At 51.8% G+C, this 9,056-nt stretch carries 4 protein-coding genes and 1 other RNA gene; all 5 read right to left on the bottom strand.

Annotated elements, in window-relative coordinates; all coding sequences use genetic code 11:
• Nucleotides 1–382: 382 nt before the first annotated feature.
• Nucleotides 383–648: signal recognition particle sRNA large type (gene ffs, locus EL26_RS24780), an RNA gene on the bottom strand.
• A 117-nt stretch (nt 649–765) separates the two neighbouring features.
• Nucleotides 766–2,052: a TIGR02679 family protein gene (locus EL26_RS22435; protein ID WP_038094581.1), complete on the bottom strand. Its 1,287-nt coding sequence runs from the start codon at nt 2,050–2,052 to the stop codon at nt 766–768.
• Between the two features lie 13 nt (nt 2,053–2,065).
• Entirely contained in the window at nt 2,066–6,151 is a 4,086-nt protein-coding gene (locus tag EL26_RS22440; RefSeq protein ID WP_038094582.1) for a TIGR02680 family protein, read from the bottom strand.
• Entirely contained in the window at nt 6,151–7,332 is a 1,182-nt protein-coding gene (locus EL26_RS22445) for a TIGR02678 family protein (RefSeq protein ID WP_081857425.1), read from the bottom strand. The genes EL26_RS22440 and EL26_RS22445 overlap by 1 nt, the downstream gene beginning before the upstream one ends.
• Entirely contained in the window at nt 7,329–8,828 is a 1,500-nt protein-coding gene (locus EL26_RS22450; RefSeq protein WP_038094584.1) for a TIGR02677 family protein, read from the bottom strand. Before EL26_RS22450 ends, EL26_RS22445 begins: the two co-directional genes overlap by 4 nt.
• Between the last annotated feature and the right edge of the window lie 228 nt (nt 8,829–9,056).

Here is a 9,056-nt window from a genome sequence, read left to right on the forward strand (position 1 = left end):
GGATCGAACCTTCGCATGACGGAGTCAAAGTCCGTTGCCTTACCGCTTGGCGACTCCCCAACAAGATGACTCGATTAAGATATCACATATTGTCTGTCGTGTCAAGCGCGATATCGTGTTTCTTTGGTGTCCCGCAATCTCTCGCGGCGACAGGACTTATCATATCACCTCAGCTGCAAACCCTCAACGTTCACAACTGCGCAAATTTGCACAAGAGAAGCTGTCACGGGGATTGACCACCCGAATTCTCTCGTGTTCTTCAACATTCTATCCGAAACATCCACTTCTATACCTCCAACGAGCACAAACGACAAAAAACGCCCCGTCTCTCCGCAAAACCGCGAAGAAGGGAGGCGTTTTTTTCGAACATCGTTATGTAGCGTCGTGCGATCGGCTCCGAATCCGAACTCCGAGCGTACCGTCGCCGGCGGCTCCGACCAGGCAACCCTGCGGCACACAAAACGATTCCCTTAGTGCTGCTTCCTTCCGGACCTGACACGATTCAGGAGGTTCTGTTGCGCAGGACCCGATCCTCAACACCACCGGGCCCGACAGCCGTCCTCAAAGAAACGAACCCTCGACCGAGCTTCGACCCCGCTGCAGCGGATTGCGGGTTACAGGGCACCGCTAACTCCCCGTCCAGCACGACAAGAGTTATCTTACCATGTCCCGGCAGTTTTGCTCAAAGACAGCGCCGGAACAAACTCAAACAAAACCCTCGTCCTCCCGCTGCGCCATCGACAGTGCTCCTGCAAACGCGTTTTCTCACGCGTTTACGGCCGTCAGATCTTCCAGCAAGAGCTCCAACAAAGACTCCTGATACACGTTCCGCTTGTGCTGCATCATAGTTCGGACCAGTTCTTCATCCCAAGGAACTTCTAAGGAGAGCACACCTCTGGCTTGTTCTTCCTCAAAGGGCGTACCTACTGAACAAGACAGATACTCTTCCTTGGACATTCGCCAAGCCACAAACGACTCCCGATACCGAGTTTGCAACGAACAGGCGATCTCAATGCCTTTCCAATCGAAATCCCCGCTGTAATAGAGCGTTGTCCCTGTCGCAGCAAAAGCATCCAACAAGCGCAAGGCTGCCACCGAAGGTTGGCCGCTTGTACAAACGAGCGGCGGCAACCTCTCCTCTTGGGGAAATTCATCGATTAGACTTTGAAAAACGGACGGATTCTCGACGACATACAAGCGTTTCGTCTCTCGCCAAGTCACTTTTTGCTGGAAGAAAGCCAATGGCAGCAACAACGGAATCCGTGCGGACACAGCCTGCTCAAAAAAAGTATGCCACGGGTCGTCGGGCAAAGTCCCCATCCCCAACACCGTTACATAAGAAGCAACTTCATCTGCGAGAATCCCCGCTTCCTGAAACACTTCCCGCTTCCACTCCGCCGCACTGTCAAATCGAATCCCGAAGAGATCGCACAAAGCCAAGTACAACCAACGTCCGCTTGGCGTCTCAGCGTCCAACGCATGCGGGTCACCGCTCAAACGGTTCGCGAACACAGGGAGCCGCTCCCGTCGACCTGACCATTGCGGCAGTTCATCCAATGCCCGCAAACAAAGCCGTGCCGCCGTTTGCGCTCGCTGACGATCCGATTCAAACAACATCTTGACCGCTTTCGACCCCGCCACGTCTCCTGCGTTCACTTGTTTCCACCACGATCGAGTCTCTTGGCGCTTGCAACCTTTTAGGAGATCATCGCAAAAAGTGTCCCAAGCGTTCGTCCGCCGTTCTTTCCTTTGCTTGTTTGACACAAGAGGTTGACCGGTGAGCAGGGCAAGCAGTTCCTCTACCCCAACAGCCCAACGCGAAGAACGCAAGATCTGATCCAATTCCATGAGCCGAATCTCGGTAGTTCCTCCCGTCTGATAGGATTTCCCGAACAGACCTGAGAGGCGGCGACGCTCTTCTTCACGCAGAGATTTGATCGTAATGGTTCCTCCGACCCGCCCGATCGACTCCCACTTGCGTCGGGCTTGCTCAAACAGTCTTTGATAACCCGTTTGCAAAAAGTGCTCCCGAATTTCTTTCTCGCGCTGCATCAATGGACTTCCCCTATCCAGCCAAATTCTGTTCCAACCCGTCAAAATTCACAATCCGTTCCCGACCGTTCCACACATAGGAAATCGCGATCACTTCATCCGCATCTTTGGGTCGAACGATCTCGTAAATCGCCAAGCCCGGCACCGTGTCGAAGCATCCCCACAGCACTTGGCTGGTCATCATGTAGTCAAATCCCATCTGGGTGAGCAAGCCGAACATGTCCCGCACATTTTCTTCGTCCACACCGGCAAATGCCTCGTCCAACGAAATGACTTGCGGGCTTTCCGGTGACGACCCTTTGTAGCGGGAAGACACGGCGGCAAACAGCGGAATGTACATCGACATCGCTTTCTCCCCGCCGCTCATGACGTTGAAGCTTGAATCGCTCAAGTCCCGGTAGTCCACCCGGTCCCCTTTTTTAAATCTGAGTTTGAAGCGATACCAGTCGCGATAATCCAAGAACTCATGAATCACCTGCCGCAAGGACTGGTAATTTTCAGCCTCTTGCTTTGCGGTTTTGATCTTATCTTGGAAATGAGCATGGATTTGCTCCCGCTTCTCCTCCGTCAAGTGTTCATAATCAACGCGCAATAAAGCCACCAGTTCCGAAGTATCCATCTCGGATTCCGATCGCTTCGGCCGAGGTTCCCACTTCAGTTGCAATTGCAACCCGCTGGAGGTTTGGCGCTGGCGCATCAGCTCATTCATTTCTTTCACCCATTCCTCCGCACGCTGGATTTTCTCGCGAATGCTGACCCCGACGCTTTGGATGAGCACTTTTTCAAGCAGTTCTTTTTCTTTGTCACTGAGCAGTACGTTTTGCTCCTCGAGCATCTTCTCTAACTCAAACAGCAAATACTCCGGGGTGACCGGGTGTTTGCGGTCATAGTTAAAGCGGATCAATTGCCGACTGTTCGTATTCGGGTCCGCTTCCATCTCCAACACGTAGTCATGCAGATGCGACCGAACTTCGTTCACAACAGTAAATAAGCTATTGAGGACCCCTTCGCTTCTGCGATTCTCGAAGCTGCTTTTGTAGGTCTGGTACATCCGGTGACACAGTTTTACGTCCTCTTCTGTCGATTCCAGCAAAGGTTGTTCCCGCCAGATGGAAACCAGTTGGAGGCTTCGTTCATAGCGCCACTCCTGCAAACGAGCTTGCAGTTTGACCGTGATTTTTTGCAATTCGTCCTGCAGACTCTGCAACTCCCTTGCGGAAGTTCGAAGATCCACTGTTAAGTCGCTCTTTCGATCCCCCAACTCCCTCGCTTGTGCGCTCATTCTGGCAGCGAGTTCCCGCAGTTGTGTCAACTGTCGATATTTTTCTGCTACCCCCATCTCTTTCAGCGTATTTTCAAACGCTTGAATGACGGCTTCCACTTCACGGGATTGGCGCAGATATTCGTCTAGATGCTCACGCTCATTTTCTACCTGCTCCCCGGCTTCTTTCAACTCCTGCTCATCGCGTACAATCGACTTCTGCACCTGCACGTATTGATTCCATTGTGAACGCAGTTCGAAAAAGTCGTTCAGATACGTGCGGAACTGATCGACAGCCATTTTCAAACGCGCTTCGTCCTTCAGCGACGTGTACTCTTGTGTCAAGACATGCAACCGTTGACGAATTCCGCTCTCGACTTGCATCGCCGCTTTACATGACGTATTTTTTCGCTCCAGCTCTTCGACCGCCATGCTCCATCTGTCCTTCGCCGTTTGCAAAGCGTTGCGTGCCGCCATCAACTCGGCGCCTGAAGGGAACGCAGCCAGATCCAAACTCAATGCTGATTCCCGTTCCTGCAAGAAACGAAGCACCTGATCTTGGCGTTCGATGCAGGCTTTCAATTCTAAAATTTCCTGCTCCAGGCGGGAAATCATGGCCATGCGGGTTTGTCTTCGGCTTTCTTTGCCAATGTACTCTGCACGGGATTTGGGTCGGACTTTGCCCGCCAACGTCCCCATGCGAAACTGACCGTCTACGGAAATCACAACGCGCTCACTGGCTGTCAGCGGTTCGCCGACTTCGATCGAGCGCAACAACGAATCGATCTGTTCGGCTGTGACCGACCGATCTTCCGGCGGGGTCGGTTTCAAAAAATCAGCCAGCGTATACCCGAAATCGAGCGGTGCCGCCTGCACCCAAAACTCTTCATCCTCTCGCGTCACTTGCAGGCTGTTGCCGCCAATCCAAGCATCGAGAAGCCCCGTTTCCTGCAAAACGGTTTCCAAGACCGCCCGCAACTCTTCTCTCACTTGCGGATGAAATTCACAGGCCGCATACAGCGGGACTCCGGTTATGTTGCGATCCGCATACGTGCCGCGCGTCTGTTCACGGGATGCGGAACGGGGCGGCTCCGGTTCACGTTGGTTTTTCCATGTCTGGATTTCCCTCTGTTTTTCCTGTTCCGCCGCGACCAGACGCCCTTTTTCTGCTTCTGCTTGCGCTCGTTCTTGCCAGATCGATTGATAAAGTGTCCCCGAACGCTCTTGCGCCGCTGCTGTGATCTCTTCATACGCGACCTCTGGGAAAGAACTGAGAAGATGCAGGACCCGGGTCATCTCCGCATCTTCCAACTTGAAGATCCGCGCTTCTTTGCGCCAAGTGAACAGTTTGGCCTGTTGCTCTTCTTTCGTATGGAGCAGTTGCGATTCCGCTGCTTGCAGGCTCGCTTCCGCATGGTCCCGGCGTTCCGTGGCAATTCCCAGTTCACGCTCTTGGTCTTGCACTTGCTTTTTGGCTTGTTGGTGCTGGCGCGCACATTCCAAAGCTTCTTTCAGGGCCTGCTCGTGATCGTCAATGCCTCTCTTCCAGGAATCAAACAGCAACGCATCGTCTGGAATTTCCCGCGAAAAACGTCCGTGAAACACATCGTGATAGCGAAACTCCACATCTCTCGCCAACGCTTCCAGATCAAGCAGCAAATCTTGTTGCTTCGACGCATGCTGGTCGCGTTTCTCAATCTGGGCGCGCATCCGTTTGTCGACTGCGGCATAACGGTTCTGCCACATCTCCAACCGGGTCTGCGTCTTGTTCATCTCTTCTTGCACGCGTTTCTGTTGTTCGCGCTTGTTCTCTAATTCTCTCTCTTTTTCAAACGCTTCGTCTTGCTCCAAGATTCCGATTTCCGCCCGCGCTGTCCGCTCGGTTTGCAGGCTGGTCTCGATTTCTGTGTTGACTTGTTCAAGCTCCTGCGATTGTTGTTCGGATTGCGCTTGTTTTTTCTGGATGTTGTGTTCTGCTTCTGCTCGTTCGCCATCCGTCTGAATCACTTGATGGGCAGTCTGATACAACTGAAATTGATTGTACTTACCATATGCGTCCGCCAAGTGCTTCGCAAAATGAACATGCAATTCCAGTTCCTGTTTTCGATCACCGATTTGATCGATCGATTCCAGCACTTCTGCAAGCGGACGGAGTTCTTCCTCCTGCAACGGTGGCAGCCCGCTGTTCAAGATTTCATAGATCGTCGTCGGCTTGAAATCCTTCGACAGTTTCGGGCTTCGCAATTGAATCAAGAGGTCAAGCATTTCTTGAAAGTGTTTGACGTTGTCGTATTTGAAAAGCAACTTGTTGACGAGACGGCGGTACTCCTTGCGCTCCTGCACCACTTGACCGCCTGCTCCAATCCGGTCGCGCAACGCTTTCCAGTCCAGTGGAATTCGCGCTTCCTCACCTTGTGCGTAGTCGTTCTGATACAGATGAAAATCACGACCGATCCTCCGGCCGTCAGTAAGAGCAAATCCCCAGAAATCAAGCTGGGACTTCCCGCGTCTCGCCCGCAGTCCAATGCCGATCGTTTGGTAGCGGTCCTGTTGCGCAAGGTAAAATTCCATCCAAAGATATCCTGTGCGGTCCGTATGCTCTCCGTCTTCCCCCAGCAGATAATACTCAATTTTTCGATCTCTTGAGCCAAACGGGTCGAGCCGAAACGGACGAGTATCTCCATCCAGAACAAGCGGCAGAAAGCTTTGCATCGTGACTGATTTCCCCGCGCCGTTGGCACCTCGAAACAAGATGCGGCCGCTTTGCAGATGAAACTCCTGCTCGTCGTAGTACCAAAAATTAAATATCCCCGCACGGCTCAACTGCCAACGATTCATCACAGCTTTTCCACTCCATTCTTCTTATAGAACCCTTTCCAACGTCCCAAAACCGGTGTCAGACATAGTTGTTGGGAGTCGATTCGCCGAGCCAATCCCCATTCTTCCATATGAGTGAGCAGTTCCTCTGCCAGTTCTCCGATCTTCGCTTCACGGTCTTTTTTGCTCCAATACGTCTGGTGAGCTTCCTTTAGCCGAGTCAAGATCCCTTCCAGATCGGAACGAGTCAAGTGCACAGACCCGGAAGCGTCTCGAAGCTGATCTTGTATCTCACCGGTCAGAAGCAGCACCAAATCACTGATCGATTGCGCTGTGGGGAACAATTCCATCTCGCTTTTGGGATAGGGGTAACAGAACAACAACGCTTCTTTGTATCGACTTCCATCCAAGCCGATGGTTTGCATCTGATTAAGAATGTAACTGCGCTGCGTCAGCACGTACTTGCGGTCATCTTCCGTCCACTGATCGTCAAGCACGGCCGGTTCTTGTACATATCGACGAAAAATGTAGTGCCTGCGCCGATCGTTCTCCCCTTGTTGGCTTTCCGGGTAAACCCCTTCCCCCAACTGGGAGATCTCCGTGAAGGAGGAGATGTCTTGTACAAATCTCCGAAGAACAAAACGGGTGATGTAGGTGCATTCATAAAGCACGTTTTTTCGCTCATCTTCATGATGGTGCACCCATTCCTCTTCATCGCCGTCCACCGCGTTCAAGGCTCCAATTTCACGGAGTTTTTTCAGAGCTCGTTTCAAGGACAAGCGATGTGTGTAGATGCCTTCATCAAAATAATGTCCGGTCAGTTTGACCTTGCCTTTCACTTCTTCGACAAGCTCGGTCAAGGAAAACTGTTCGGTTTCGCCTTTGCTTTCCAAATACCACAGGCAATACGTGAACAGGCCGTAATCCATTACCTGGCTGAACTCGGCAAAACCCATCCACGGTTGCGCCACCCCCGGAACTTTTTCCAACTTGATCAATTCGCGTGTCTGCAGCAGTGTAAATCCACACTTTTCTTGGAACCACTGCCGCAACGGTTCATAATGATCCCGGAGTTTGGCATACAAATCGGGATGTTCCGACTTTAGCACCCAAGGGCGGTTCAGCAACACTTGTGCCAACTCAGCGCGTTCTTCCCGCTTTCGTTCCGCTTGTGGTAACTTTTGCTTGTCCGCTTCGCTCATGCGGAGTCATCCTTTCGAAAATAGAGGGTAAAATCAGGCATCTCCAAATCGCCGTCCTCACAATGCAACATGACCCGTTGCTCTGGATTCGGAATGCCCACAACAGACACGGTGACACCATTGGGGGTTTGGAACTGTTTGTTTTTGGTAGATAAGCATCTGCTGATCCATGCCAAAATCTGTTGGCGCTCCAGCACTGTCACTTGTTCAAGTTCAGAGATCGTCAACAACCCGCGTTCAAGGAAGCGATGAAGCAGTTCGTCTTCTTGTTGTTTCTTCTGGAGATAGGCATGCATGGAGGTTGCGTTGTTTTTGCGCTTTACGACAGGCTGCGGCGCATGAGCACGTTGCTTATGCTGATGTCCTCGAGGTTGCAACTCTCGTTCCATAGGGGTCGCATCCCAAATCGAGGTTTCCGCCAAATAAGGCCGGTCATCATGCCCCCCGTAATAATGTCGGGTTTCATAAAGGCCAAACGCAAATGCCGCCAAGCGGTGTGCCTCGTCCAATTCCTCCAGCGAGAAGAACCAATTGCCGATGATCTCTAACTCCTGACGACGGGAGATGCCGCGCCGACCTTGTTCCTGAATTCGGACCGCTGCGCGAACCAGCTTGTAAATCGTGTCCTTGGTCATCTGTTCTAAGCGATTGGCATTGCTGGACTCTCGCTCGTCGTTGATAAACCAACGCTCGATGCTTTCCCATTGCCCCTCAATGCGTGCACGCCATTCTTCTTCGGTCTGCATGTCCTCCAGATTTGGAATGGCCAGTTTGGCTTGCGTTACCTGCTGTAAAAAACGAGTTGTGGAAAGCGGGTCCAATCGGGATTGCTTGAGCCAATGTGCAATTTCCGGAGCCGTGCCTTGCAAAACTTGTATGAAGTTTTGCAGATACCCTACGACCTTGTCTTTATAGAGTAAGAAGACATCCGTGGAGAAGAGTTCTTCCGATTTCTTGCTGTTTAAAGACGCGATGAAGTCTGCCGCTTCTTCGTTGAGTTCTCTGAAGATCATGGTCAAATTGTCCCACAACTCCTCGGCACTGCTGTCCGTTTCCGCCTCCTGCCAAAAGCGAATTCGCCGCACATTCCGAACCAATTCTTGCAGTTTGCTCGGTTGCAACGAGCCGCCGTAGCCGGTGATGCCTTCCAATTGAATCACAAGTCGTTCAATTTCAATAGCGTAAGGGGTCATCATATAGCGAAAACGCCGTTTCAGATACTCTTCGATACTGTTCGCTCGGCTGCCGTCGTGCTGTTCGGTAAGGTTCTTCCAGCCCACCAACGCATTGAGGTCGCGCTGGCATTCTTCCAGATCGTAGTTCTGAATTTGACCGTAGGAGAGGACACCTTGCCAAACTTCCTCCGGAGAAATCCAGAAGTTCATTTTTTGATATTGGGTATAGAAAAAGCGCATGATGCTGCGGTAACGTGACGTGTTTTGATTGGCTGTAAGATAGGAAAACTCGGAGATGTTTTTTCCCACTTGTTCGGACATGTTCAGAACGCTCCTAAGGGGGATTTGGGTGAAAATGTATGTAGTTAGTCTACCATGTAGGAGTTTGGTTTACTAGTTTGTGCGGATTCGCCGAAGCAAGGAAAACAAAAAAAAGACCCGCTACGGCAACCTGTGCCGGAGAAGGGTCTTTCCTTCAAAACTGTATGGTCGGAATGCAGGGATTCGAACCCTGGACCTCACGCTCCCGAAGCGTGCGCGCTACCAAGC

Origin of the sequence: Tumebacillus flagellatus (assembly GCF_000714935.1) — a bacterium.
In the GTDB taxonomy this organism is placed as follows: domain Bacteria; phylum Bacillota; class Bacilli; order Tumebacillales; family Tumebacillaceae; genus Tumebacillus; species Tumebacillus flagellatus.

Coding starts and splice junctions, on each gene's coding strand:
- EL26_RS22440 (WP_038094582.1), bottom strand. CDS start 6,151: ATGAATCGTTGGCAGTTGAGCCGTGCGGGGATATTTAATTTTTGGTAC.
- EL26_RS22445 (WP_081857425.1), bottom strand. CDS start 7,332: ATGAGCGAAGCGGACAAGCAAAAGTTACCACAAGCGGAACGAAAGCGG.
- EL26_RS22435 (WP_038094581.1), bottom strand. CDS start 2,052: ATGCAGCGCGAGAAAGAAATTCGGGAGCACTTTTTGCAAACGGGTTAT.
- EL26_RS22450 (WP_038094584.1), bottom strand. CDS start 8,828: ATGTCCGAACAAGTGGGAAAAAACATCTCCGAGTTTTCCTATCTTACA.